The sequence below is a fragment of the Streptomyces sp. NPDC043896 genome (assembly GCF_056435605.1).
On record NZ_JBWKEE010000014.1, the window covers coordinates 18,125 to 42,901 of the forward strand.

The 24,777-nt window shown below is 71.0% G+C and carries 24 protein-coding genes and 4 pseudogenes; 9 read left to right on the top strand and 19 right to left on the bottom strand.

Annotated elements, in window-relative coordinates:
* Window positions 1-234: 234 nt before the first annotated feature.
* From AC069X_RS20965 to AC069X_RS20995, 7 genes and pseudogenes are all read right to left on the bottom strand, one after another.
* Window positions 235-945: pseudogene (locus tag AC069X_RS20965) on the bottom strand (IS256 family transposase); the annotation flags it as partial.
* Window positions 946-1,238: 293 nt separating this feature from the next.
* Window positions 1,239-2,264 carry a hypothetical protein gene (locus AC069X_RS20970; protein WP_478730145.1) on the bottom strand — a complete coding sequence of 342 codons (1,026 nt, stop codon included), beginning with the start codon at window positions 2,262-2,264 and terminating at the stop codon, window positions 1,239-1,241.
* 134 nt (window positions 2,265-2,398) lie between these two features.
* A pseudogene (locus tag AC069X_RS20975) lies at window positions 2,399-2,698 on the bottom strand (transposase); the annotation flags it as partial.
* A 3-nt stretch (window positions 2,699-2,701) separates the two neighbouring features.
* Window positions 2,702-3,322 (bottom strand): hypothetical protein, encoded by a 621-nt coding sequence (locus AC069X_RS20980; RefSeq protein WP_478730147.1) that lies wholly within the window; start codon window positions 3,320-3,322, stop codon window positions 2,702-2,704.
* Window positions 3,323-4,016: 694 nt separating this feature from the next.
* Entirely contained in the window at window positions 4,017-4,562 is a 546-nt protein-coding gene (locus AC069X_RS20985) for a hypothetical protein (RefSeq protein ID WP_478730148.1), read from the bottom strand.
* A gap of 173 nt (window positions 4,563-4,735) precedes the next feature.
* A pseudogene (locus AC069X_RS20990) lies at window positions 4,736-5,854 on the bottom strand (transposase).
* Window positions 5,855-6,001: 147 nt separating this feature from the next.
* The gene (locus AC069X_RS20995; RefSeq protein ID WP_478730150.1) at window positions 6,002-6,304 is read right to left on the bottom strand and encodes a ferrous iron transport protein A; all 303 of its coding nucleotides are present in this window, start codon (window positions 6,302-6,304) and stop codon (window positions 6,002-6,004) included.
* Between the two features lie 282 nt (window positions 6,305-6,586).
* Here AC069X_RS20995 and AC069X_RS21000 point away from each other — a divergent pair.
* Window positions 6,587-7,280: pseudogene (locus AC069X_RS21000) on the top strand (transposase); the annotation flags it as partial.
* 2 nt (window positions 7,281-7,282) lie between these two features.
* Here the strand turns inward: AC069X_RS21000 and AC069X_RS21005 are convergent.
* On the bottom strand, window positions 7,283-7,876 hold the full coding sequence (locus AC069X_RS21005) for a CbrC family protein (RefSeq protein WP_478730152.1): 594 nt from the start codon (window positions 7,874-7,876) through the stop codon (window positions 7,283-7,285).
* Between the two features lie 531 nt (window positions 7,877-8,407).
* Window positions 8,408-8,836, bottom strand: coding sequence for an NHL repeat-containing protein (locus AC069X_RS21010; RefSeq protein WP_478730154.1), 429 nt, complete (start codon window positions 8,834-8,836; stop codon window positions 8,408-8,410).
* A 163-nt stretch (window positions 8,837-8,999) separates the two neighbouring features.
* Between AC069X_RS21010 and AC069X_RS21015 the strand changes: the two genes are divergently transcribed.
* On the top strand, window positions 9,000-9,374 hold the full coding sequence (locus AC069X_RS21015; protein ID WP_478730156.1) for a VOC family protein: 375 nt from the start codon (window positions 9,000-9,002) through the stop codon (window positions 9,372-9,374).
* Window positions 9,375-9,417: 43 nt separating this feature from the next.
* On the opposite strand, the gene AC069X_RS21020 is transcribed toward AC069X_RS21015, so the two are convergent.
* From AC069X_RS21020 to AC069X_RS21030, 3 genes are all read right to left on the bottom strand, one after another.
* On the bottom strand, window positions 9,418-9,858 hold the full coding sequence (locus AC069X_RS21020) for a VOC family protein (protein WP_478730158.1): 441 nt from the start codon (window positions 9,856-9,858) through the stop codon (window positions 9,418-9,420).
* A 25-nt stretch (window positions 9,859-9,883) separates the two neighbouring features.
* Window positions 9,884-10,534, bottom strand: coding sequence for a hypothetical protein (locus AC069X_RS21025; RefSeq protein WP_478730160.1), 651 nt, complete (start codon window positions 10,532-10,534; stop codon window positions 9,884-9,886).
* Between the two features lie 175 nt (window positions 10,535-10,709).
* Window positions 10,710-11,375: a class II aldolase/adducin family protein gene (locus AC069X_RS21030; RefSeq protein ID WP_478730162.1), complete on the bottom strand. Its 666-nt coding sequence runs from the start codon at window positions 11,373-11,375 to the stop codon at window positions 10,710-10,712.
* A gap of 137 nt (window positions 11,376-11,512) precedes the next feature.
* Here AC069X_RS21030 and AC069X_RS21035 point away from each other — a divergent pair, with 137 nt between their 5' ends.
* Window positions 11,513-11,914, top strand: coding sequence for a MerR family transcriptional regulator (locus tag AC069X_RS21035; RefSeq protein ID WP_478730492.1), 402 nt, complete (start codon window positions 11,513-11,515; stop codon window positions 11,912-11,914).
* A gap of 460 nt (window positions 11,915-12,374) precedes the next feature.
* On the top strand, window positions 12,375-12,779 hold the full coding sequence (locus AC069X_RS21040) for an aggregation-promoting factor C-terminal-like domain-containing protein (protein ID WP_478730164.1): 405 nt from the start codon (window positions 12,375-12,377) through the stop codon (window positions 12,777-12,779).
* A 192-nt stretch (window positions 12,780-12,971) separates the two neighbouring features.
* Here the strand turns inward: AC069X_RS21040 and AC069X_RS21045 are convergent, their stop codons facing one another.
* Window positions 12,972-13,268: a hypothetical protein gene (locus AC069X_RS21045; RefSeq protein ID WP_478730166.1), complete on the bottom strand. Its 297-nt coding sequence runs from the start codon at window positions 13,266-13,268 to the stop codon at window positions 12,972-12,974.
* Between the two features lie 166 nt (window positions 13,269-13,434).
* Window positions 13,435-14,610: a winged helix DNA-binding domain-containing protein gene (locus AC069X_RS21050; RefSeq protein ID WP_478730168.1), complete on the bottom strand. Its 1,176-nt coding sequence runs from the start codon at window positions 14,608-14,610 to the stop codon at window positions 13,435-13,437.
* Window positions 14,611-14,815: 205 nt separating this feature from the next.
* Here AC069X_RS21050 and AC069X_RS21055 point away from each other — a divergent pair, with 205 nt between their 5' ends.
* Window positions 14,816-15,577 carry a class E sortase gene (locus AC069X_RS21055; RefSeq protein WP_478730170.1) on the top strand — a complete coding sequence of 254 codons (762 nt, stop codon included), beginning with the start codon at window positions 14,816-14,818 and terminating at the stop codon, window positions 15,575-15,577.
* Between the two features lie 50 nt (window positions 15,578-15,627).
* The gene (locus AC069X_RS21060) at window positions 15,628-17,235 is read left to right on the top strand and encodes a phospholipase D family protein (protein ID WP_478730172.1); all 1,608 of its coding nucleotides are present in this window, start codon (window positions 15,628-15,630) and stop codon (window positions 17,233-17,235) included.
* Window positions 17,236-17,273: 38 nt separating this feature from the next.
* Here AC069X_RS21060 and AC069X_RS21065 read toward each other — a convergent pair whose 3' ends face one another.
* The 5 genes from AC069X_RS21065 to AC069X_RS21085 all read right to left on the bottom strand — a co-directional run bounded on the left by AC069X_RS21065 (window position 17,274) and on the right by AC069X_RS21085 (window position 21,670).
* Window positions 17,274-17,894, bottom strand: coding sequence for a nucleoside/nucleotide kinase family protein (locus AC069X_RS21065; protein ID WP_478730174.1), 621 nt, complete (start codon window positions 17,892-17,894; stop codon window positions 17,274-17,276).
* Between the two features lie 47 nt (window positions 17,895-17,941).
* Entirely contained in the window at window positions 17,942-18,763 is an 822-nt protein-coding gene (locus AC069X_RS21070) for an ABC transporter permease (protein WP_478730176.1), read from the bottom strand.
* The gene (locus tag AC069X_RS21075; RefSeq protein WP_478730178.1) at window positions 18,760-19,845 is read right to left on the bottom strand and encodes an ATP-binding cassette domain-containing protein; all 1,086 of its coding nucleotides are present in this window, start codon (window positions 19,843-19,845) and stop codon (window positions 18,760-18,762) included. The genes AC069X_RS21070 and AC069X_RS21075 overlap by 4 nt, the downstream gene beginning before the upstream one ends.
* Window positions 19,846-20,054: 209 nt before the next feature.
* Complete coding sequence (locus tag AC069X_RS21080) at window positions 20,055-20,720, bottom strand: response regulator (RefSeq protein WP_478730180.1); 666 nt, start codon at window positions 20,718-20,720, stop codon at window positions 20,055-20,057.
* Window positions 20,717-21,670, bottom strand: a complete 954-nt coding sequence (locus AC069X_RS21085) for a sensor histidine kinase (RefSeq protein WP_478730182.1) — start codon at window positions 21,668-21,670, stop codon at window positions 20,717-20,719. The genes AC069X_RS21080 and AC069X_RS21085 overlap by 4 nt, the downstream gene beginning before the upstream one ends.
* A gap of 280 nt (window positions 21,671-21,950) precedes the next feature.
* Here AC069X_RS21085 and AC069X_RS21090 point away from each other — a divergent pair, with 280 nt between their 5' ends.
* The 3 genes from AC069X_RS21090 (at window position 21,951) to AC069X_RS21100 (ending at window position 24,774) form a co-directional block, all read left to right on the top strand.
* Entirely contained in the window at window positions 21,951-22,421 is a 471-nt protein-coding gene (locus tag AC069X_RS21090) for a cation:proton antiporter regulatory subunit (RefSeq protein ID WP_478730184.1), read from the top strand.
* Between the two features lie 7 nt (window positions 22,422-22,428).
* On the top strand, window positions 22,429-23,685 hold the full coding sequence (locus AC069X_RS21095) for a cation:proton antiporter (RefSeq protein WP_478730186.1): 1,257 nt from the start codon (window positions 22,429-22,431) through the stop codon (window positions 23,683-23,685).
* A gap of 108 nt (window positions 23,686-23,793) precedes the next feature.
* Window positions 23,794-24,774, top strand: coding sequence for a GNAT family N-acetyltransferase (locus tag AC069X_RS21100; RefSeq protein ID WP_478730188.1), 981 nt, complete (start codon window positions 23,794-23,796; stop codon window positions 24,772-24,774).
* Window positions 24,775-24,777 lie beyond the last annotated feature (3 nt).

Sequence of the window (24,777 nt, forward strand, 5' to 3'; positions counted from 1 at the left end):
GGCGGGCCCCCGTCGGGGGCACCGCGAGACCCGTCGGGGTGTTGAGTGGCTGTTCCATATCCCCAGGTCCGCAAGGCCGTCGGCGGCGACGCCGGCCCGACCCCCATCGCCCCACGCCGGGCCGTGGTCCGTCGCCCCGGGAAGCCGTGAACCAGAGGGAGCCAGCAGCGCCGACAGGAACTTGCCGATGCCCGGGCCCGGATGCGGTCATGTCCCTTGGCGTGGTGTAGCTGATCATTCGGTGGTATCGGGCAGGCAGGTGGTGTTGTCCGGATAGAGGCTGTCCATGCTTTCGACGGAGAGGTAGCGGCGGGGGAAGGCGATCCACTCGTCGTGGAGCTCGACGAGGACAGCTGTGGCCAGGCGGGTGACGGCGGCGGTGTTCGGGAAGACCTGGACGACGTCGGAGCGTCGCTTGATCTCCCGGTTCAGCCGTTCGAGCGGGTTGGTCGACTGGATCTTCTTCCAGTGCTGGTTGGGGAAGTCCGCGAACGCGGTCAGGTCCTCCTTCGCCTCTAACAGCATCTCTTTGACCTTGGGGAACTGTCGGCCGAGCATGTCCGCGACGGTGTCGAGGTGGGACCGGACCGCTTCGGCGGTGGGCTGGGCGAAGAGCGTGCGGATCCTCGCGGCGACCATCTCCGCGGACCCCTTCGGGATGACGGAGAACACGTTGCGGACGAAGTGAACGCGGCAGCGCTGCCAGCCGGCCCCGATCATGACCTTGCGGATGGCTTTGACCAGTCCGCTGTGGCTGTCGGAGATGACCAGGCGGACACCGCTCAGGCCGCGTTCGCGCAGCGAGCGGAGGAACTCGGTCCAGAAGGCTTCCGTCTCGCTGTCGCCGACCATGACACCGAGGACTTCACGGCCGCCGTCCTCGGTGACACCGGTCGCGATGACCACGGGCTGGGACACGATCTGATGGTCGACGCGGGCCTTGATGTGAGCAATTGTCAAGACCTGTGGATCAGTGAGGCACCGAAGAAGTGGGCCTTACCGAGTGACGTAACGCAGGCAGGGGCCGGTCGGGCACCGTCAGGATGTGCCTACGTTCGTGCCCTACCGACCGTCGTGGAAGGGCATGCTGGCCCACCTGCGCGGGCACTCCACGCGTCAAAGGTAACGTTCCTGCAGGTCAACGTACTCCGTCGGTTGTTCGGGACCCTGAGCCTCGTGGCCACCCGGCGTCATGGCATGCCCGCACCATGATGCCCCGGCTGCACACTGCGGACGGACTACGTCATCAACTCGATGTGCGGATGCTCGGGCTCGGCTGGGCAGACGAACAGGTGCTGCCGGTAGCCGCTACCTATCTGGACGCCGGTCGCGTTGTAGCCGCGGTGGCCGGGGTACGGTCCAGCGCCTGGGTGGGGGTGCGGTGACCAGCTGTTCGCGTCGTCGTCCCCTTCCTCAAACGTGGCGACGGTCATCAGAATCTCCATGCCGGTGCCGCACTCGGAGCAGTGCTGCGGGCTGGGGTCGGTAGAGCTCCAGCCAGCCCAGCCGCCCACCTTCCAGCCGGGCGCGTTGGACAGCACAAGGTCGTAGTACGTGTCCGCGGTCAGGTCTTCCTCTGCTGCCTGCGGCACACTCCACTGCTCGATCTGCTTCCGCAGTTCTTCGCTCAGCTCCAGATGGTCGGGGTACTCGGTGATCTGCTCCGGTTCGAGTACGCACGGATCCGGTAGATAGCCGTCGAACTGCACTGCGGGCGGCTCGGGGGGCGTGTCGAGGACGTCGGTGACGGCGGCTGCCGAACGCCAGAAGAGCAGGGTCCTGGGCATGATCGGATGATCGAAAGGGCACCACAGAACCTGCAGCAGGTCCTTGCCCTCCGGCGGGCTCAGATCGGGCACATCCCGTACGTACAGTTGCGCGACGGGCAGCATCGCTATGGGGCCCTCGTACGGCTGGACCGCCACCTTCACCGGATACGTCTGAGGGGGTCGGATCCGCGCCAGAGTCTCCCGCTCCCCCGGAGTCATTTCCCGGCCGTGCGAGGCGGCGAAGATCCGTCGTTCTAGCCGCAGATCCGCCGGGGACCGGGCTGGGTTGATGCCGTCCACCACATGCGGTTCCTCGCAGTGCGGCCACGGCTCCTCGGCTGGCCACAGCAGCGGCCCGCCGATCGAGCTGTCGTGCCACGTCGGCGCCCCGGGGCGGGGGTGCAGGCGGGTCGCCGTGCGGGCCAGCGGAGCCAGTTGGGGAAAGACCGCGACAACGTCGATCGGCCGTGGCGGAGTGACAGGAGTGACATTCATGGCCGCAATCTTGCCAATCGCCTGTGACAACGGCCCTGATGGCCGCCCCACGACGAGCTCGGGATCCCACATACGTGACCGAAGCCATCAGCGCAGGTCAGCACATTTCGTCGGTGGCCCTCAGTTGAGGTGGATCACGCTGCGAGGGTCTCGTCTCGTTCGACGAGGAGGCCGTTCTCGAAGCGGGCGCCGGCTCGAACGAGGGCGACGAGGTGCGGTGCGGTGACCGCGCGCCAGCGGGCCTGGGCGGACTCAACGCGTTTGAAGACCATCGCGAGGGCCGCGGCCGGGCTGCCGGCGCCGCGGGTGACCTTGGTCCGAAGCTTCACAGTGGAGAAGGTCGACTCGATCGGATTCGTTGTCCTGAGATGGACCCAGTGCTCGGCGGGGAAGTCGTAGAACGCCAGCAGCTCGTCGACCTCGCCGGTGATCTTCCCTTACGGGTGCTGCGGGGGTCCTATGATCTTCTGGCCGATCTGCTCGGCAAGCCACTGCGCGAAGCGGTCCTCGTAACCATCACCGTTGCGCCGCCGAACGTGGACAAGGACCGTGTGTGTATCGGCCTGGATATCGAGTCCGCGATCGGCGCAGTGGAGCAGGAGCGTGACCTTGGCGTTGTTCGCCTCACCGCGCAGGCCGCGCTCCGGCGCGTCTGGCCAGTACATCGAATCCCAGTGGATCTCGGCCGGGTAGGGGCCCACCACGGTGGCGAAGTGATCCTCGATACTTCCCACAGGTTGGTCCAGCATCGAGACGGAAAGCGGCAGGTATTCATCCAGGCCGGGACTGTCGACGGGAAGTTCTCTTGCGGGAACCGAACGGAACAGATCGGGTATATCGGTAGGTGGGACCGCGGCCATGCCTCTCTGCCAGCAGGTGAACCAGGAATCCGGCAAAGCCTCTCTTAGCCGCTTAACCTCGGCCAGGGTGGGTACCGTGGCGTCCACGGACACGTCGGAATAGGACTGCCCACCGAACGCCACCATCTGCCAGGCCACATGCAGGGCCAGGTTACGGTCAGGCGAGCGGAAGATGGGGTAAGCAACATCGGTCGACATGAGGCGACTCTGACACGATCCCCAGCAGGCCGTCCTCCTGTTTACGCTGCCGGACCAGCGGAGTCCGCAGGAAGCCGGCACTCGTCCAGGCCGTGTTCTCGGATCATCTCGCGGACCAGATGAATGCAGCCGGGTGCTGCAACCGCGGCCCCAGGACCCGCCGATCTTCACACCGCGGGGCGGGCTCAGATCCGCAAGGGCGACAGGCGAAGTAGGTCATGCTGGGACAAGGCCACCGGGCCCCCTTGGAGCGAACTGGCAGTTCACCAAGGACAGTTGCGTGACGGCCTGCCCCGTTCTGAGGGAGCATTCGCCAGCAGTTGATGCACGTGAGGGCACACGAACGGCGCACTTCCCAGCCAAGATCCGTTACACCACTCCGTGGGACGCCATCCCGCCCACTCCACCACACCCTTTGCCATGATGGATCAGGATCAGGTACTCAGCGGATCTCGGACCTGTTCCTCTCCAGCGGACCATGCGGCTCCAGCGAACTCCTGGAGAGGACGAAGCACAAGTACACTTGTACGCGGAGTACAACAATGCCCCGACGCTGGGGCTACGCCTGCCGGAGACGGACGCGGAACCAGGCATTGGTACAGGGCCTGGATGGCGGCACGAGACTGACGGGCCCTCACGCAAGATCGAGATTAACCGACCGCCGGACCGCGGGGTCGATGCATCGTCCGCGGTGTCATTCGGCGACGTTCGCACAGATGACGAAGAAGTTACCCTGAGCCGCGCCTAGGCCGCCCTCGTGGGTCACCCCGACAACCCATTCCGTCGGATCGATCTGGTGTGGGTAGGAATAGATCAGACGGAGGTTGTCGACGTCTCCGCCACCAGCCTGCACGCCACCACTAAGGGGCCGCTTACCCGCGGGGCAGAAGATGGCAGCGCTGTCGGTCTCGCCCGGAAGGAGACTGAAATCATCGCCTTGGACCACCTCGTAGCCGGTGATGCCGCCACCCGCGGGGGTCGTGGTCGAGGACGACGCGCCCTGGTTGCACTGGGTGTTTTGGGGCGCGGTGAACTGGTTGCCCACACCTGACTGGACGGGTGTGCACAGTTGTTGCGTGAGGATGCCGCCGCCGAGGAGGCCGTCCAGGAGACCGTCGGCTTGGGCCTTGTGAGCTTGTGACACATTGATGACGAGCGCGCCCGCCGCCACTGTCAGAGCTGTGATCAACCGTCCTGCACGGTGCACGAAGTCTCCCTGATTATGATCGCGTTCGGTCATGACAAGCAGGTGGAAACTAGCTGCATAAGGCCATGCCTTGGTGCGCGACATGCCGCCCGGCAACGCATTTGGTAGCCATCACCGATTGGTTCACCCTGACAGATGCAGAAGATCCCACGTCCTGGCCCTTTAGATCGGTGATGGGCTTTAGGAACAGGTACTGAGCTTGTTCTTTATCTACCAAGATCTTCCGGGCTGCCGATGGCCGTGAGGGTCTCGGGCCGTTTGACGGTTCTCCCGACGTCGTAGCGGGGTGCCTGGTGTCTGTTCTTGACGCCGGGTGGCCGTCCCGGGCCGGCGCCTCGGGGTTTGGGGACACGGGCCGGGTAGGCGAGGTGAGCGCGGATGTTCCTGAACCCGCGGCGGACCCGGGCCGGGGTGAGTCGGCCGGATGCGGCGGGCTTCTCCCAGGGCCGACGGAGGTCCGCAGCCAGAGGCCGGGCGAGCCGGAGTTGGGTGTGGGCCACGATTAGGATCCAGGTCCAGCGGTCCGCGGCCTCGGGAGTACGGAGTTTCGGGGTGATCCAGCCGAGGGTCTGCTTTGCGAAGCGGAAGGTGTGTTCCAGGTCGAAGCGGCGGAGAAACGCCTGCCAGAAACGGTCCACATCGTCCGGGGTGGCGCCGGTCTTGGAGGACCACAACCACACCGGCGGGGCCTCCCGGTCCTTCGACAGATGCTCGACCTTCAACCGCATCAGCGTCCCTTCGACCACTGGGAGTTCACCGTCGTGGTCGAGCCAGGAGGAGCGGTGGGTGGCCGGGGGTGGACCCGGTCCCACGCCTTAGTCTCGGCCGTGCCGTAGTTCGTGGTGTCGGTGACCGTGGTGATCGCGGGCTCGGGCCAGGTCTCCGGCTTGTTGAAGCGGAACTCTGGCCCGTGCTTGTTGCCAGCCCGGGATGAACTGCGAGGCCGTCTTCGCCCGGCCGTAGACGTGGCAGAACAGCCGCTCCGCTGAGCACGGCGCGTCCGAGCGGAGCCACGGCGACACATCGACCGCCAGGACCAGGCGCCCGCCCTCGAACCGTGGCAGCGACAGCCCGGCCAGCACGGTTCGCAGCCGGCCGAAGTCGATCCGGCCCTGGTTCAGGCCGCCGTACACCGCTCCGTGCCCACGGCGGTGCTCGGGCAGCAATGTCAGGTCCACCGGGGACTTCACCGCACCGTCCGCACACAACACGGCGTCGGCAAGCTCGAACAACTCGTCGCGCCGGGCGGTCAGGCACTCGTAGAAGTCTCCCCGGAAGCGTGACGCTTTCGCGAACGCTTCCCTCCGGACAGCATCTGGCAGCAGACTCACCTCACGGCCTTCGTCGTAGTCACGTGCACCTTGGTCGGAGCACGTGATCAGACGAAGGCCGCCCCCACGTCCGACGAACCCCCAGGTGAGCGACCCAGTTCGACAGACGATTCGAGCGCGACAACATGGTCTGTGGAACGTCTATCCTTCGGGCTCTGACTCGGTCCTCAGGTACCGGCCCCAGATCTGGGCCTTGCGATAGGGGCCGTTCCCGTCGCTGTCGTACTGAGGGGTGTCGAAGGTGACCCAGTACAGCAGCTCGCCATCAAGCGCCTGGGCATGTTCGTTGGGTTCGGGTGCACCCAGGGCATCGACCGTTCCGGCAAACTCGGCCTGCCAAGGACCATCCCAGTCCAGGGCGCGAACGACCACGACCCGGCTACCCGGCCCCAGCGCACCCGCCGGCCATGTCTGGCTCAAGGGACGACCGAGTATGTGCTCCATCACCTGACGGTCATCTACGTCCACAGGAACAGAGCCGGAACTGTCTCTCATGCCGCCCACTCTGCCCGCACCACTTCAGGAGTGCCAGAAGATAAAGAACAAGCTGAGCTTGTCGTTATTGGTCCGCCGTCGAACGGGGTTCGAACTGTTCGGGGTTTCTCCTGTTCACGGCATGTCCGTGGGCCTGGGGCCTGATCCTGCGGGAAGGAGTGGCGCGGCGGTGGAGGCCGGATCTTGGAACAGGTCGAGCACGGGGTCCAACGAGACGCGTTCGCGGCGGTGATGGCGTTCCGTACCGAGCTGTACGAGTCCCTACTCGCCGGGGGCGACGCCCTCTTCGAGCTGTGCGACGCCTTGCTGTCCACCGACGGTCCGGTCCGTACGCTCGTGGACCTGGCTCTGGCGCCCGAGCATCGGCGTGGGCACGGTGCCCTGTACGCCGGGTTGAATCAGGGCCAGATCGACGTCGCCCTGCTGCGCCGGTCCTTGGTCGGAGTGCCGTTGCCCCGGGCCGCCGACGGGCGCCTCGTGCTCGCGGTGGATGTGTCCTCGTGGCTTCGGCCGGACGCCGACACATGCTCGGACCACCCTCGTCTGACCCGCAGGGCCGTGTGGGGGAAGCACGACGGGGCCGTTGCCGATCACCGAGGGCACCGTGGTCAGTCTGACCGTGGAGAAGCTACCCAGCGGCGGGGTCAACAAGCCGGTCTGGTTGTGGTGGTCGGGCACCGGAGCCACCTCTGAGGACGTCGATCGGTGTTGGCGGGCATTCCTGCGGCGGTTCGATGTCGAGCACACCTTCCGCCTGCTCAAGCGGACCCTCGGCTGGACCCGGTCCACGCTCCGTGACTCCTCTGCGGCCGATCGCTGGACCTGGCTCGTCCTGGCCGCCCACGCACAGTTCCGCCTCGCCCGTCCCCTCATCGCAGATCTCCGCCGGCCGTGGGAACGGCCGGCGGACCCGAACGGGCTCACCTGTCAGCCGATGTCCCAAGATGCCAGGCTCGTGTTGCAGTGCAAGCAGCGGAACAGGTAAGCGGTTGGCTCGCCAGTGCGGTCCAGCCCCCGCAAGAACTCCTCGGTATCTGCCGGCGACCAGCCGTAACGCTGGTGATCTTCACGGAGCATGGCGAGGGCCTCGGGGTAGGCCTGAAGCTCGCGATATCCGGCAGGGCCGAGAAATGCCGCGCCGTCGCCACAGTGGTACAGCCAGGCCTCCTGCTGCCAACCCGCAAAGCCGGGCGTGCGTCGGGTGATTTCTTCGACGACCGACAGCGGTACGTCGTCGGGGACGTCAACGGCATCGCTGAACATCGCAGCCATGTCGGGGTGCTCATCGCCTCCGCTTGAGATGCTCAGGGCCCGTGACGCTGCCCCGGAGTCGATGCAGTGGAGGCAGAGGGAATCAGGTTGCCGACCGTAGACAGGCCCTAGATAGCGGATCTGTCGATTCGTGCCGCAGACACTGCAGACATGGTCGGTGCGCAACGCGGACCCGGAGGCCAGCGGATCGGGGTGGTATCGAAAGGTCGGCTCTGCCACGGGACCATCATCCCAACCAGAATCGGGCACCGCGAAGCTGGTATCCGTTTGCCGTGATGCGGCACCCGCTTGAGCCGAGGCTCGATAGTTGTCACCGTCGGCACCAGATGGCCTGCGAAGGAAGCAGGTCGAAGCACTCGGACTGGCACCAGAGAGGTACTGCAGTTGTCACACGCGGGCGATGACTGGGTCGTACGGGCACCGGCGCACAGCGTGACGCGCGAGGACCTCATCGCCATGCTTCGGGAACAGACCGCGGCATGCGGGCCTGCCCGTGATGCCTTGACGGCCGGGGGTCCCTTCGCCGTCTGGGACGGTCTGGTCCCTGCCATCCGGCACGCGGGGGTGTTCGGGCTTCGAATCCGCTCAGCTGCTCGGCACGGCCACACGATCGAGGGCCTTGCCGCCTCTGTCGACATCCTGCGGCAGGCCGGGGAAGAGCTTGTCCGTACCGGTTGCATCGACTCTGTGGACAGGTCGTCCGTGTTCACGATCTTTCTGAACTCCTCGGCGACAGAAGTCCTGGCTTGCGCAGGCGGGCGCCGGCCCAACCCGCTGCCATCAGAAGTCAAACGGCAAGCTGAGGCCCGTTGAGGCGAGCGTCACCCGTCCGCCGCCCGTCTCGCCGACGCGCATCACCCGGTTGTCGAACCCGTCGGCCATGTACAGGCCGCCGGCGCCGTTGAGCGCGAGCCCGAGCGGGGAACTCAGGCCGCTCACGGGTACGGTGCTCTGCGTACCGTCGGCCCCGGCCACCTTCACCACCCGGTTGTTGCCGGTGTCCGACACGTAGAGCCGGCCCGCGGAGTCCCAGGACAGGCCCGTCGGCCGCACCAGACCGTCGAAGGGGACGGTGACCTGGTCGCCGCCGGCCGCGGGCAGGGCCAGCACCCGGTCGTTGCCGTAGTCCGACACGTACAGGGGCGGGCCCGCGGGCGACCGTACGCCACCGGGCGGCGCCGCGCCCGCCGTCGTCGACGTGGCCGTCATGTGTTCCACCACTCACCCCCGGAAGCCACGCCACCGGCCATGCGCCCGCCACTCGAATGCCGGGCGGCCTCGGGGACGCGGCGTACGACGGGCGGAGCGGGGTACGACTGCTCCGGTACGGGGGCCGTCGTGGAGCGGCGGCCACGACGAGAGGGTGTCGGAAGTGATCCGGAAGCTGCAGGCGATCGCACTGGACTGCGCCGATCCGGTGCGCCTCGCGAAGTTCTACGCGGACCTGCTCGGTGGCCGTGTCGTCACGGACCCCGAGGACCCCGGCTGGGTCGAGGTGCACGGCTTCGAGGGCACGCCGCTGGCCTGCCAGCGGGTGGAGGGCTACCGGCCGCCCGAATGGCCGGGCCGGCGCTACCCGCAGCAGCTGCACCTGGACTTCGACGTGGACGACCTCGAAGGGGAGGAGAAGCGGGCGCTGGCCCTCGGCGCGACCCTGCTGGAGCGGACGGACCAGCTCCGCCCGGAAGCCAACTGGCGCGTGTACGCGGACCCGGCCGGCCACCCCTTCTGCCTCTGCCTCCACTGACCAGGCGCCCGGGGGTGTTGTCGAAATCGCGCGAGCGGCCCGCTCAGCGCAGTTGTTCGGCCAGCCCGACGATGATGCCCTCCGGCCCGCGGAGGTAGCAGAGCAGGTGGCTGTCCTCGAACCGCGCGATCTCACCGACGAGGTAGGCGCCGTGGGGACGCAGGCGGGCGACGGTGTCCTCGATGTCGTCGACGGCGAACATGACGCGGTGCGTGCCCAGGACGTTGTGCGGCCGGTCGCGCGGCCCGGCGCTGATGGCCGCGGGGCTGCGGTACTTCGCGAGCTCCAGCCGGCCGTGGCCGTCCGGGGTCCGCATCATCGCGATGTCGCAGTGGACGCCGTCGAGCCCCGTGCACTGGTCGGCGAAGGGCCCCTCGACCTCCGCCCGGCCCTCCAGCTCCATGCCGAGCTCCACGAAGAACGCGATGGCGGCGTCCAGGTCCTCGACGACGATGCCGACGTTGTCCATGCGTTGAATCGCCATGCTGCCTTCTCCTCCTCCTTCTCGTTCAGCGCCGGCGGCTGTACGCGGCGGCGCCGGACCGGGTCGCCGCGGCGGACCGCAGGACGCGCAAGGGGCCCTCGATCAGTCCGGCCGCGTCGAAGTCGGGGGCGTCGCCCATGACGGTCATCCATTCGGTGATCCGGGCGAGGACCCGGCCGCGCCGGGCGCCGGTGAGGTCGAGGGCCTCCTCGGCCCGCGGGAGGGCGGCCGCCACCTCGTCGGCGTCCAGCAGGAAGTCGCCGAACCATCCGGGGAACAGCTCGGATGCCCGTGCGCCCAGGCCGTGGTACAGGGCCGCGGCCGGGAAGGTGTTGCGGGCCGTCGCGACGAAGAGTCCCGCGCCCTCGGTCGCGGGCATCGCGCTGCCGCCCGCGTCCTGCATCGCGGTCACGGCGGCGGAGGCGGTCGTGGCGAGGTCCATGAAGTCCGCGAACCGTCGGGCGGCGGACGTGGCCCTGGCCGGGCCGGCCGGTCCGTCGGCGTACTCGAAGAACGGTTCCTCGTCGCCGCCGCCCGACCACCAGGCGAGCGAATCCCTGTAGGCCTGCGTCCTGTCCCCGTCCTCGGGCCGGAAGAGGTGGAGGAAGCGCTCAGGGATGGCTCGGGCCTCTTCGTCGGGCAGTACGCCGACCACCCACACACCTGTCGAAGTCACTGCGCGGCCACCCACTGGTCTTGCCGTCGGAACCCGGTTCTGCCGGACATCGTACGGTTCGCGACGCCACATCAGGGTTCATGACATCAGCCGGCCGCCCGCGGTGACGAGCGGGTCGCCGTTCAGCGGTGGCGGTCCCGTACGGCCCCGGTCCGGGAGGCGGGCGTGTCCCGCGTCATGGCGCCACCCGCGCGATCGCGGCGCGCACGGCCTCCTGGGCGCCCGGGGGGAAGTCCACGGCCCCTCCGATCGCCGCGGCGGCGATCTCGGCCTCCGCGCTCTCCTCGATCGCCACCACCAGGGCCGCCGCGGCGGCCGCGTCCGGGCCGAACACCAGGAGACCGTGATTGGCCAGCAGTACCGCGGCCGTCGTCGGGCACCGATCCAGCACCTCGGAGATACCGCGCACCGATACGTCCGATCCGCGCGGCCCCCAGGGGACCACGGGCACGTCCTCGGCCTGTCCCATGCGGAGCATCGGTTCCGTGCGGCAGGGGAGGGGCCGGTGGGCCACGGCGAAGGCGGTCGCGGAGGGCGAGTGGGTGTGGATGATCGCCCCCACCCGGGGCCTGGCCCGGTACACCACGCTGTGCATGGCGATGATCTCGGTGCTGACGGACTGCAACGCGCCGTCGAGGACCCGCCCGTCGAAGCCGACGGTCGCGAGCTGCTCCGGCCGCAGGCCGCGGACGTACCCGGGCGTCAGCAGGAGGCGTTCGCCGTCGAGCCGCGCGCTGAGGTTGGCGTGTCCGGAATGGCCCATCACCCCGGCCGTGAAGAGGCTCTCCGCGGCTCGCGCCAGCTGTCCGGCCCGCTCGTCCCGTACGTACGCATCGCTCATGGGGCATCTCCAAGTGTGCTGCCGGCGGCCGCTCTTCGGCCGCCGTCCACGTATGGACCACTCTTCAACTTGAACTAAGGTTCAAGTCAAACGCCCTGGGGGCGGGCGGCGGGCAACAGGAGGAGCGGTACGTGCGCATGACGATCGGCCGGCTCTCCGAGGTCACCGGAGTTCCCGCCTCCGCCATCCGGTACTGGGAGCGGCACGGGCTGCTGCCGGCGCCCGAGCGCGTGAGCGGGCAGCGGCGGTATCCGCCGGAGGCCGCCGAGCGGATCACGGTGCTGCGCAAGTGCCAGCAGGCGGGATTGACCCTGGCCGAGATCGGCGAGTTCCAGCAGGAGCAGCGGCGCAGGGAGGCGGTGATCCGCGCCAAGATCAGCGAGATCGAACAGCGCATGGTCGATCTCGACCACGCCCATCAGCTCCTGTCCCACGCCCTCGGATGCGGGGAAGAGGACATCGTCCGGTGCCCGAGGTTCCGGGAACTGATGGCGGCATGGCGGACGCCGCAGGCGGGATCCGCGGTCGGGGACCCGTAGGACCGTAGGACCCGTAGGGCCCGGATGGCGCACGGAGGGGCCGCCGCGCGGGACGGGCGGCTCGGAAAGCCGCGTTCGATGCCCCGGTTTCCTTCGGTTCGGGGGTCGGGAGTGACGGGGGACACCCACCTCAGAGGGTGTGAGCGGTTACGGGGGGTGACTTCGGGGGTGTGGGGCGGTGAGGCGGCCCACAGGACCCAGGTCACATCCGGTCCGGGTTAGTAGGCCCGCCGGCCTGTCCCGCACGGGCTGGGGGCCGGGTCCAAGGTCCCGGTGTGCGGGGGTGGTTCGTAGGCGGGGGGCGTTGCCAGGGCGGCGCCGGGCTGGCTAACTGGTGTTGTCGCCGAGGCGGCCGGGGCGCACCGCCCCCCGCCGGACGATCCCCTCTCCTTCGCGTGAGTGGCTCACGCATGTCTTCGGCATGCCGCGACCGTCCTTGTCCCCGTCGGAAGGTTCCTCCGTGTCCAACGCCGTCATCCGCCGCATCGCCGCTTCGAAGAAGGCCCTCGCCGGTTCCGTCCTCGCTCTCGGTGTCGCGGGTTCCCTGCTCGCCGCGGTTCCCGCGCAGGCCGCTCCGGTGGGCGCGAAGGCGATCGCCCAGCAGATGATCAAGGACCCGGCCCAGTTCGCCGCCTTCGACAAGATCGTCACCCGTGAGAGCGGCTGGGACTACACCGCGGTCAACTCCTCCTCCGGCGCCTACGGCCTGGTCCAGGCCCTGCCCGCGTCGAAGATGTCCTCCGCGGGCTCCGACTGGAAGACCAACCCGGCCACCCAGATCAAGTGGGGCCTGGACTACATGAACGAGCGCTACGGCAGCCCCGTCGAGGCCTGGAACTTCTGGCAGGCCAACCACTGGTACTAAGCCACCGGTGAACCGCGGCGCAGCACCGCGGACGCCCGAAGACGCCCGGCCGGGACCCCTCGGCCGGGCGTCTTCGCGTTGGTGACCGGGCGCACCCCCGGGTAGACGCCGGGAGCGGGGTGCGGTTCCGCCACCATGGCTGCGACGGGGACCGCACCCCGCGCCGGCGTACGCGCGCACCGGCGCCCTGCGCTAGCGGGTCACGACGGTGTGTACCGGGTAGATCCTGGGCTGTACGTCGGCGACCCCGAGCTCGCGCAGGACCGGCATGATGAACGCGCCGAACCGCTCGAAGGCCTCCTCCGACTCCCAGACGTCGACGACGAGCCAGCCGTCCGGCAGGGGAGCGGCGGTGTGGGAGATGAGGCCGGGGACGGGCCAGTCGCCCGGGCCCGTCACGGCGCCGCGCCCGCCGGTGACCTTGTCCGCGCTCTGCTCGTACTGCTCCCGGGTCATGCCCGGCGCCTCGAAGACTGCGATGATCGCCACGGTGACTTCCGTTCGGTTGGGATGCTCCGATCCTTCCGGCCCAGTCGACCACCGCGGGGTGCCGCGAGCGGGTCGGTCCGGTGCGTGGTTCATCCCCATGGACGCATTGCGGTGACCGCGGCCCCGCCTCCGGCCGATCCCGCTCGCATACGGCCGCCGCCTCCGCTCACGGCCGCAGGGGCAGCAGCCGCACCTCGGCTTCGGGGAGCTTCGCCCACCAGTGGTGGTAGCGGCTGTAGGGCGCGGCCTCACGGCCGGCGAGGAGGGCCGTCAGGGACTGCGCCTCCGCGGCGAGTCCGTCCCAGGCGGCGGGCGGGAGGGGGTGGAACGCGGTGGCCTCGATCCCGCCGTCCGCCGGCCGCCACACTCCCGCGACCCGGCCGTCCACCAGCAGGGTGGGCAGCACGTCGCCGTTCTTTCGGATCACCAGAGGGCGGTAGGCCGGGGGTATGACCCGGCTGCGGTCCGCGTAGGCCAGGAGCACGCTGTCCCACATCGCCATCAGCCGGGGCGGGGCGGGGGTGTCGGCGGACGGCCGGAGGGCCCCGGGGAGGTCGAACAGCGTGGCCCCGTCCGGTCCGCCGAGCTGTTCGACACGGCCCTCCAGGGACCGGAGGGCTTCGCGTACGGGCGCCCGCGCCACCATGGCGAACTGCGCGACGTCCGCCACCGACGCCGGCCCGAACCCCGCGAGGTAGCGCAGGACCAGGGTGCGCAGCGCCTCGAAGTCCACCGCCCGTCCGGCTGCCGCGCACCCGGAGCCGAACCCGGAGCCGCACCCGGAGCCGCTCCCGGACGCGACGAAGTGCGGCCGGACGCCGAACGACCACGTCGCGTCCGTCGGGGCGTGGTGCAGCGGCGCGTACCCCTTCAGCCCCCACCACGCCCCGTCCTTCCGCCCGGCCCCCACCCGCTCCTCCAGCCAGGCCTGCATCTCGGCCCCGCTGCGCGGCCGGGCCGCGAAGGCCAGCAGCTCCGGCACCAGCCGGGCGGCGTCCGCGGGGGTCAGGCCCGCGGCGGCGAACCGCTGCCCGAGCCGGGAGCCGTACAGGGTGGGCTGCATCGCCGCACGGAAGGCCGCGTAGTCCTCCGCGTGCACGGCGTGCAGGGTGATACGCATCAGGGTCGCCTTCACCACGGAGCGCTGCGCGAAGGCCGCGTCCGCCTCGGCCGGGGAGAAGCCGGCGAGCCGGTTCCAGAGCGCGAGGTACGGCGACGCCGGGTGCTGAGCCTGGAGCGCGACCACGCGCCGCACGCCCTCCGGCACGCTCAGCGGCTCGCGCGCCAGCAGCAGCTGCCGGCCGAGGGTGGCCCGGTTGAGTTCGAGCTCGGTGATCTTCATGCACCGGGATTGTGCCGTGCCCGCGGGGCCGGGCGGGGAGCCAGGTCACATCACCGGGCCCTTATGGACGGCTTGCTCCGTATGCCACCCTGGCCGGAAACCGCGCCCCGCTGCCGCACGACCCCGCGGCACGACCCCGCGGCACGACCCGGCCGACCGACCCTGCCGCACCACCCCGCCGATCGACCGACACGGGAATCGCCCCATGCCCCTGCCGCTCCGCTCCCGAGCCGTACCCGCCGTGGTGGCCGGCTCCGTCGTCGCCGTCCTCGCGGCGTGCGGCCCCTCGGCCGCCGCCGGTACGGCCGCCCCGGCCCCGGCCTCAGCCCCGTCCGCCGCCTCCGTCCCGTCCCCGCCCGCCCCGGAACAGTCCCGGACGGCCCCCACCGCTCCCTCCACCGCCCCCTCCGCCACGCCCTCCGCGCCGGCGTCCGCGCCCGTCCCGATCCGGGAAGCGACGCTGTCCATACCCTCGGTGGGCATCGCCGGGCTGCGCGTCGTGCCCTACGAGGGCACGACCGACGACGCACCGGGGACCCGCATACAGGACCGGGGCGTGGCGGCCAGCCCGTACGGGAAGGGCGGCGGAGCCGGAGCGGGCCAGGTGGGCAATTTCCTGGTCACCGCGCACCGCCTCTCGGCCGGCGGCCCGCTGCGCGACCTGCCCGCCGTGGACGAGGGCGACACGGTCCTCGTCACCTCCGGCGGCCGGACCTACACCTACGAGATCGTCGAGACCCGCAAGACGTCCTTCCGCTCCGAGCGCTCCCTGAGCGAACAGCGCGCCGCCGTACCCGGGAAGCCGGGTGCGACCCCCACCCAGGCCATGATCACGATCTCCACCTGCGCCACGCCCGAGGACCACGCCGAGGGGAACTTCTGGAGCGACGCGCAGGGCAACCCCGAGCACCGCATCGACAAGGTCGGCGTCCTGCGCACGACCTCCCCGGCCACGCCCGCCGCCTGACGCGGGTGCGCGGCCCCGCAGTGGGTAGGCGCACCGGCGGAGGTCGTCCCATGGCCCGCTCTGACTGGCTGCTGGAGCCCGGAGAACGCGGCAACACCGCCACACGGCTGGAGAGGCGCCGTGCGGACGGGGCCGCCTGGTCCGAAGGCAACGACGCCCGGCCCCTGGTGCACGGAGCCGCGTACTTCGCGGAGCTCCTCGCCAGGATCCGGGACATGCGCGCGGGCGACCTGCTCCTGTTCACCGACTGGCGCGGCGACCCCGACGAACGGCTGGACGGAGCCGGTACGGAGATCGCGACCGTACTGGGCGAGGCGGCGGAGCGCGGTGTCGTCGTCAAGGGGCTGCTGTGGCGCTCCCACCTGGACGGCTTCCGCTTCAGTGAGGAGGAGAACCGTTCCCTCAGCGAGGACGTCGAGGCCGCCGGCGGCGAGTGCCTGCTCGACCTGCGCGTACGGCCCGGCGGCTCGCACCACCAGAAACTGGTCGTCCTGCGCCACGCGGGCCGCCCGGAGCGCGATGTCGCGTACGTCGGCGGGATCGACCTGTGCCACAACCGCAACGACGACGCCGCCCACCGGGGCGACCGCCAGTCGCTGCCCATGGCCCCGGCGTACGGCCCCCACCCGCCCTGGCACGACGTCCAGCTCGCCGTGAGCGGGCCCGTCGTCGGAGACGTCGAAGCCGTCTTCCGCGAACGGTGGGAGGACCCGGCTCCGCTCTCTCGCAGTCCCGTCATCCGCCTCCGGGAACTGTGGGACCGGGAGGACACCGCCGCCGACGAGCTGCCCCCGCAAGGGCCCGACCCCCTCCCGTGCGGCACCCACACCGTCCAGGTGTTGCGCACCTACCCCAACCGCCTGCTGCGCGGATACCCCTTCGCCCCCGACGGCGAGCGCAGCATCGCCCGCGGCTACCTCAAGGCCCTGCGGCGCGCCCGGGCGCTGATCTACCTGGAGGACCAGTACCTGTGGTCCCCGCGCGTCGTGGACTGCTTCGCCCGGGCGCTGCGCGCCCACCCCCGGCTCCGGCTGATCGCCGTCATCCCCTCCGTCCCGGACCAGGACGGCTGGCTCACCCGGCCCATGAACCTGATCGGGCGGATCACCGCCCTGGAGGAACTGCGCCGCGCGGGCGGGGACCGGGTCGCGGTGTACGGGCTGGAGAACCACGCGGGAACCCCCGTCTACGTGCACGCCAAGGTCTGCGTGATCGACGACGTGTGGGCCGCCGTCGGCTCCGACAACGTCAACCTGCGCTCGTGGACGCACGACTCCGAGCTGAGCTGCACCGTCCTCGACCGCAGCCGCGACCCCGATCCGCCGTACGACCCGGGCGGGCTGGGGGACGGGGCCCGGCCCTTCGCCCGCCGGCTCCGCCTGGAGCTCATGCGCGAGCACCTGGACGAGGCGCCGGACGCGGCGGGGCCGGAGCTGTGCGACCCGGAGACCGCCTTCGACCGGTTCGTACGCTCCGCCGCCGCCCTGGACGACTGGCACGCTTCCGGCCGCCGCGGACCGCGCCCCGCGGGCCGGCTGCGCCGCTACGTGCCGCCGGAGCTGTCGCGCCCGAGGCGCCTGCTCGCCACGCCACTGCACCGCGCCCTGATCGACCCGGACGGCCGCCCCTTCAGGATGCGCCGCCGCAACGGCTTCTGAGCAGCGTCCGCCGGCGCGGCTCCCCGGTGCCGCCGGCGTCAGCCGGAGCCGACGACGAGGTCGGCGCGGTGGCGGCCGCGGGCGACGAGCCGGGCGTTGGCCTCGTCCGACCGCTCCACCCACGCGCGCGCCTGCGCGGGTTCCTTGCCGTGGCGTACGTGCCGGTCGACGAGGCGGTCCACGCGCAGGGCCTCGTCCGGCGCGAGGTACCAGGCCTCGTCCAGCAGAGGCCGTACGGGCGCCCAGCCGGCCGCGTCGTGCAGCAGGTAGTTCCCCTCGGTGATCACCAGCGGTACGGCCGGCCCGACGGGGATGCTGCCGGCGACCGGCTCCTCCAGGGCGCGGTCGAAGGCGGGCGCGTACACCGTGGCTCCCCCCTCGGGCGTGCGCAGCCGGCGCAGCAGGCAGACGTACCCGGCCGCGTCGAAGGTGTCCGGGGCCCCCTTGCGGTCGGCCCGCCCCAGCCGGTGCAGCTCGGCCTGCGCGAGGTGGAAGCCGTCCATCGGCACCACCACGGCCCGCTCCGGCCCGAGTGCCCCGGCGATCCGCGCGGCGAGCGTCGACTTCCCGGCCCCCGGCGGCCCGCTGATGCCGAGGATCCGCCGACCGCCCCGGGCGGCCAGCGCACCCGCCCTCATGACCAGCTCCGTCGTCTGCACGTCCGTATCCTGCCCCGGGCCGCCGCCCGCCCGCGCGGAACCGGGCCTCACCGCCCGTGGGTGCGGTACGCGCGCATCGCCAGGGGCATGAACACCGCCGCGATGCCCGCCGCCCACAGCAGCGACCACATGACCGGCGGGCCCGCCGGGGTGCCGAGCAGCAGCCCGCGGAAGGCGTCCGACAGGTGGGTGACGGGATTGACCTCCACCCATGCCTGAAGCCAGCCCGGCATGGTGTCGACCCGGGCGAACGCGCTGCTGGTGAAGGTGATCGGAAAGATGAAGGTGAAGGCGTAGACCTGCACCTTCTCGACGTCACCGGCCACCATCCCGATGAGCACCGCCGTCCACGCCACGGCGGCGGCGAACACCAGGAGCAGCAGGGCCCCCGCCGCGAACCCCGCCACGCCCCCGGTGACCCGGAATCCCAGCAGCATGCCCAGCGCGACCATCAGGATCATCGCCCAGAGCTGTTTGGCCAGGTCAGCGGCGATGCGCCCGAAGAGCGGCGCCGAACGGGCCATCGGCAGACTCCGCAGCCGGTCGAACACCCCCTTGGTGAGGTCGGTGTTCAGCGACATGGCGGTGTACATGCTCATGAAGAGCGTGTTCTGCACGATGATCCCGGCGAGCGCGTACTGCAGGTACTCCCGGGGAGAGCCCGCCATCTGCCCGCCGAACACATAGGTGAACAGGAAGACGAACATGATCGGCGTGATGCTGTAGTCGACCAGTTCCAGGGGGTTGTGCTTCACCGAGACCAGGCTGCGCCACGCCATGGTCGCGGTCTGCCGGAGGGCCGGCAGGGGGCGCACCCGGCCGCTTCCGCCGATGCCGGGGGCGATCGTGCCGGGGGTCGTCGCGGTCATGACGGGCTCCCCGCGTTCACGCGCCGGCTGTCTGCGTCGGGATCGGTGTCAGGACCGGTGCCGGTATCGGTTCCGTGGCCGGGATCGGTGCCGGTACCGGTGCCGTCGGCGTCCGTCGTGGCATCCGGCCGCCCGGGCGGCGCGGCCTCCGCCTCCGCGTGGTGGCCGGTCAGCACCATGAACACCTCGTCCAGGGACGAGCGCCGCAGCGTGAGCCCGGCGACCTCGATGCCCGCCTGGTCCAGCCGCCGCACGACCCTCGGCATGACGGCGGGGTCGTTCACGGGAGCGGTGATCCCCTCGCCCTCGATCTTCGACAGGGGACCGGCCTCCTCCGCGACGAGGGCGTGCGCCCCCGCCAGGTCGGCGGAGCGGGCGGGCCGCATCTCCAGAACCTGGCCCCCCACCTGCGACTTCAGCTCGTCGGGGGTGCCGTCGGCGATCACCGTGCCCTTGTCGATCACCACGATGTTGTCGGCGAGCCGGTCGGCCTCGTCCAGGTACTGGGTGGTGAGCAGGGTGGTCATGCCCTCCGAGACCAGGGCGCGCAGCATGTCCCACACCTCGCCGCGGCTGTGCGGGTCGAGCCCGGTGGTCGGCTCGTCGAGGAACAGCACCCGTGGGCGCCCGACCAGGCTGGCCGCGAGGTCCAGGCGCCGCCGCATGCCCCCCGAGTAGGCCTTGGCGGCGCGGCCCGCCGCGTCGGTCAGGTGGAAGCGGTCGAGCAGCTCCGCCGCCCGCGCCCGGGCGTCCCCGCGGGGCATGCCGAGCAGCCTGCCGATCATCAGCAGGTTCTCCGTACCGGTCAGGTTCTCGTCGACGGCGGCGTACTGGCCCGTCAGCCCGATCACGGAGCGGACCAGCCCCGCCTCCCGTACGACGTCGAAGCCGCCGACCGTCGCGCGCCCCCCGTCGGGCCGCAGGAGGGTGGCGAAGATGCGGACGGCGGTCGTCTTTCCGGCGCCGTTGGGACCGAGCAGGCCGCACACGGTACCGGCCGGAACCCGCAGGTCCACCCCGGCCAGGGCGCGGGTCTCCTTGTACCGCTTCGTCAGGCCCTCCGCCTGGATCGCGTGCGTCATGGGATCGCCTCGTCTCCCCGCGGTGGTTCCTCGGTGGGCGTTCCCCTCAACTGTGACCCATGCCACTGACAGCCCGCACTCGGGCCCGGCGCCCGCAGGCGTCGGGCCCGCCGGCGAGTCACAGCGGGGCGGGTCGGTTCGACGGGCGTCGTGCGCAGCGCCGCGGGCCCCTGGTGTACCGCGGGCCGGTACCGGCCCGCCACGGCCCGCTACGGCTCGATCAGGCCGACGCGGATGGCGTAGCGGGTGAGTTCGAGGCGGTCGCGCAGTCCGAGCTTCTGGAGCAGGTTGGCGCGGTGGCGTTCCACGGTCTTGGGGCTGATGACGAGGAGGTCGCCGATCTCCTTGGAACTGTGGCCCTCGGCGACGAGTTTGAGGATCTCCTCCTCGCGTTCGGTGATCGGCCGCTCCGGCAGCGGACCGCCGGTGCGGGCCCGTTCGAGATAGCTGCGGATCAGGGTGGTCTCCGCGCCCGGGTAGATGAACGGCTCGTCCCGCAGGGCGGCGCGGCAGGCTTCCACGAGGTCGCGGTCGGCGACGGATTTGAGGACGTAGCCGGCGGCGCCGACGCGCAGGGCCTCGAAGAAGTACTGCTCGTTGTCGTACATGGTCAGCATCAGGATCCGCAGACCGGGCCGGGTACGGGCGAGTTCGCGGGCGGCTTGCAGGCCGGTCCGGCGGGGCATGGCGATGTCGAGGACCGCGAGGTCGACGTCGAGGGCGCGGGCCTGGGCGACGGCTTCGGCGCCGTCGGCGGCTTCGGCGACCACGGTCAGGTCGGGTTCGGCGTCGAGGATCAGGCGTACGCCGCGGCGGACGAGGGTGTGGTCGTCGGCCAGGAGGATGCGGGCCGGTATGGGGCCGGACCTGGTCATCGGGCGGTCCCCGCGCTGCCGGTGACGTCGAGCCGGACCTCGGTGCCGCCCTGCGGGCCGCTGCCCACGTGCAGTTCGGCGCCGATGAGCAGGGCGCGTTCGCGCATGCCGCGGATGCCGGCGCCCTCGGGTGCCTCCCCGAGACCGGTTCCGTCGTCGCCGACGAGCAGGCCGACGCCGCCGCAGGGCAGGGGTCGCAGGTGGACCTGGACGCGGGTGGCGCCGGAGTGGCGGGCGGCGTTGGTCAGGCCCTCCTGCGCGACGCGGTAGAGGACGAGTTCGGCCGCCGGGTCCAGGAGCGGCAGGCCGGGGGTGATGTGGGCGGTGACGCCCAGGCGCGGGGTGGTGAACTCGCCCGCCAGGGAACGCAGCGCGCTGTGGAGGCCCAGTTCCTCCAGGACTCCGGGGCGCAGGCGGCGGGCGATGCGGCGGATCTCGTCGAGGCTGGCGCGGGTGGTCTCCTGGGCCTGGCGCAGGTCGCTGCGGACCGGCTCGCCGGCGCGGTCGGCGGCGTACTTGATCTGGAGGAGGACGGCGGTGAGGGTCTGGCCGATCTCGTCGTGGAGTTCCTGGGCGATGCGTTTGCGTTCGGCCTCCAGCGCGGTGAGCACCCGGCCGCTGCTGGTGGCCCGTTCGGCTTCGAGGCGGTCGAGCATGGCGTTGAAGGTCCGTGTCAGGGCGGCCGTCTCCCCGCCGCCGGTGACCGTCGGGCGCGTGGCGGGCCTGAGGAGGTCGGCGGTGGCCATGGCCCGGTTGAGGCGGGCGAGCGGGGCCAGACCGACCTTCAGGAGGACCGCGTTGACGACCAGCATCGCGGCCAGTCCGCCGAGCAGCACGACCGCCTCCCCGAACAGGACCGGCGTGGACACGGTGACCGGGCCCAGCAACAGGGCCACCGCGACGGCCAGAACACCCGCGTTCAGGAGGAAGATCCGCCAGTACAACGACACGGCCACACGCCTTTCCAGCCGGTCCCCCAGCATCCTTCACGGCCGCCCGGCCGCCCCCTCTCCAGGCGCTGTGACCTGCAGCGGAACCTACTTCTCCGCCCCCATCCTCATGCCGCCGGCGGCTGCTGTCCATCCGTGCGGGCACCCATGTTCCGGACCCGCGTGAACTGGCAGGATGGGCTCGCCGAGCGGCCCTTCTCCTGCCCGGGACCGACTGTCCGCCGCAGCGGCGTCACGTACGAAAGCGAACACGAGGGGGACAGCCGTGCCTGCTCCACGGATGAGCACCACGCCACTGCCCGGCATCGGGGTCCAGTACGACCTCACCACCCGCGAACGCCGGCACCTGTCCGTGGTCGCGCACCGCGACGGCACCCGGACGGTGAACCTCTACCGGGCCGATGACCCCGACGCGTGCGCGCAGTCGCTGCACCTGACCGCGGCGGAGACCACCTCGCTCATCGACGCCCTGATGCCGGCCCACCACAGCCCGAGCCTCCTGCACACCACCGGTCTCGGGCTGGTGGCCGAGCGGATCGAGCTGTCCGGGCACTCGTACTGGAACGGGCGGCTGTTGGGGGAGACCCGGATGCGGACCGAGACGGGCGTGTCGATCGTGGCCGTGCTGCGCCGGGCGGAGGCCCGCCCCTCGCCCGCACCCGACTTCCGCCTCGCCGGCGGGGACACGCTCATCGTCATCGGCACCCGCGAGGGCGTCGACGCCGCCGCCTCCATACTCGGACGGGAGTGAGACGGCCGTGCACTCCGCCGTGTTCCTGATCGAGTTCGGTGCGATCATCCTCGGTCTGGGCCTGCTGGGCAGACTCGCCGGCCGCTTCCACTTCTCCCCGATACCGCTCTACCTGCTGGCCGGTCTCGCCTTCGGCACCGGTGGGCTGCTGCCCATGGGGGCGAGCGAGGAGTTCGTCGCCATCGGCGCCGAGATCGGCGTCATCCTGCTCCTGCTGATGCTGGGCCTGGAGTACACGGCCAGTGACCTGGTCTCCAACCTCAAGACCCAGTACCCGGCCGGGCTGGTCGACTTCACCCTCAACGCCGTCCCCGGCGCCGTGGCCGCGCTCCTGATGGGGTGGGGTCCGGTCGCCGCCGTCGTCCTCGCGGGGGTCACCTGGATCTCTTCCTCCGGCGTCATCGCCAAGGTCATGGGCGACCTCGGCCGTGTCGGCAACCGCGAGACCCCCGTCATCCTCTCCATCCTGGTCCTCGAAGACCTCGCCATGGCCGTCTACCTGCCGATCATCACCGCCCTCCTCGCCGGAGTGAGCCTGGCCGCGGGCAGCGCGACCCTGGCCATCGCGCTCGGCGTGGCCGGCGCGGTCCTGTTCGTCGCGGTCCGCTTCGGCCGCCACATCTCCCGCTTCGTCTCCAGCGACGACCCCGAGAAGCTCCTCCTCGTGGTCCTGGGCCTGACCCTGCTGGTGGCGGGCATCGCCCAGCAGCTCCAGGTGTCCGCCGCGGTCGGCGCCTTCCTCGTCGGCATCGCCCTCTCCGGCGAGGTCGCCGAGGGCACCCACACCCTGCTGAGCCCGCTGCGGGACCTGTTCGCGGCCGTGTTCTTCGTCTTCTTCGGCCTGCACACCGACCCGGCCAGCATCCCGCCCGTGCTGCTCCCCGCGCTCGCGCTGGCCGTGGTCACCGCGGGGACGAAGATCGCCACCGGCTACTGGGCGGCGAAGCGCGCCGGGATCGGGGTCAAGGGCCGCTGGCGGGCGGGCGGCACGCTGGTGGCCCGCGGCGAGTTCTCCATCGTCATCGCGGGCCTCGCCGTCACCGCCGGCATCGAGCCGGCGCTGGGACCCCTCGCCACCGCGTACGTGCTGATCCTCGTGGTGATCGGGCCGCTGACCGCCCGCTACACCGAGCCCGCCGCAGCCTGGTTCAGCCGCCGCCGCACCCCGTCGGAGCCGCTCCCGGCGGCTGTGCCGTCCGGGCCGGGATCCCCGGAGGGCCTGGAAGAGCAGGTGCAGGATCCGGCCGGCCGCGTCGGCGGCTGAGGCACCCGCCCGGGCCCCCGGCCGGTCCGGCGGCCCTTCGCCTCGCCCGCGGCGCCCGTCCGTGGTGCGATGAAATGGGTGGAACAGGGGGTCGGGAAGGAGAGGGCGATGACCCCACCGGCAGAGGAGCGCAAGGGTGGCACAGGCCCGCTGCTGGTCCGCCCGCTGGGCGAGGCCGACCTGGACCGGGCCGACGAGATCTTCAGGGTCGCCTTCGGGACGTTCCTCGGGATGCCCGATCCGAGGACGTTCTTCGCGACCGCCGACTACGTCCGCACCCGCTGGGCGGCCGATCCGGACGCGGCCTTCGCGGCGACGGTCGGGGGCGAGCTCGCCGGATCGAACTTCGCCGCCGACTGGGGCAGCGTCGGGTTCTTCGGTCCGCTGACCGTGCGTCCGGACCTGTGGGACCAGGGCATCGGCAGGCACCTCATGGAGCCGGTCATGGACCGCTTCGCCACCTGGGAGAACCGCCACCTGGGCCTGTTCACCTTCTCGCACAGTCCCAAGCACCTCGAGCTCTACCGCCGGTACGGATTCTGGCCCCGCTTCCTCACGGCCGTCATGAAGAAGCAGGTGACAGGCAGTGCCGCCGTCCCCGGCCGGGTGCTGTACGGCCGGCTGCCGGCCGCGGAGCGGCCCGCCGCCCTGGACCTCTGCCGCGCCCTGACCGGGGCCGTGTACGAGGGCCTGAGCCTGGACCGCGAGATCCTGGCCGCGCACGCGCAGGGGCTCGGTGACACCGTCCTGCTCCAGGGCGCCGGCTCCGAGCTCGACGGCCTGGCCGTCTGCCACTGCGGAGCCGGGTCGGAGGCCGGCGAGGACGTGTGCTTCGTCAAGTTCGGAGCCGTACGCCCCGGCCCGGAGGCCGGCGACCGGTTCGAACGGCTGCTCGACGCGTGCGAGCAGCTGGCCGCCGAGCGCGGACTCGGCCAGCTGGACGCCGGGATGAACCTGGGCCGCCCGGACGCCTACCGGCGCCTGATCGACCGCGGGTTCCGCACCTGGTTGCAGGGCGTGACCATGCACAGGCCCAACGAGCCCGGCTACAGCCACCCCGACGCCTACGTGATCGACGACTGGCGCTGAGGC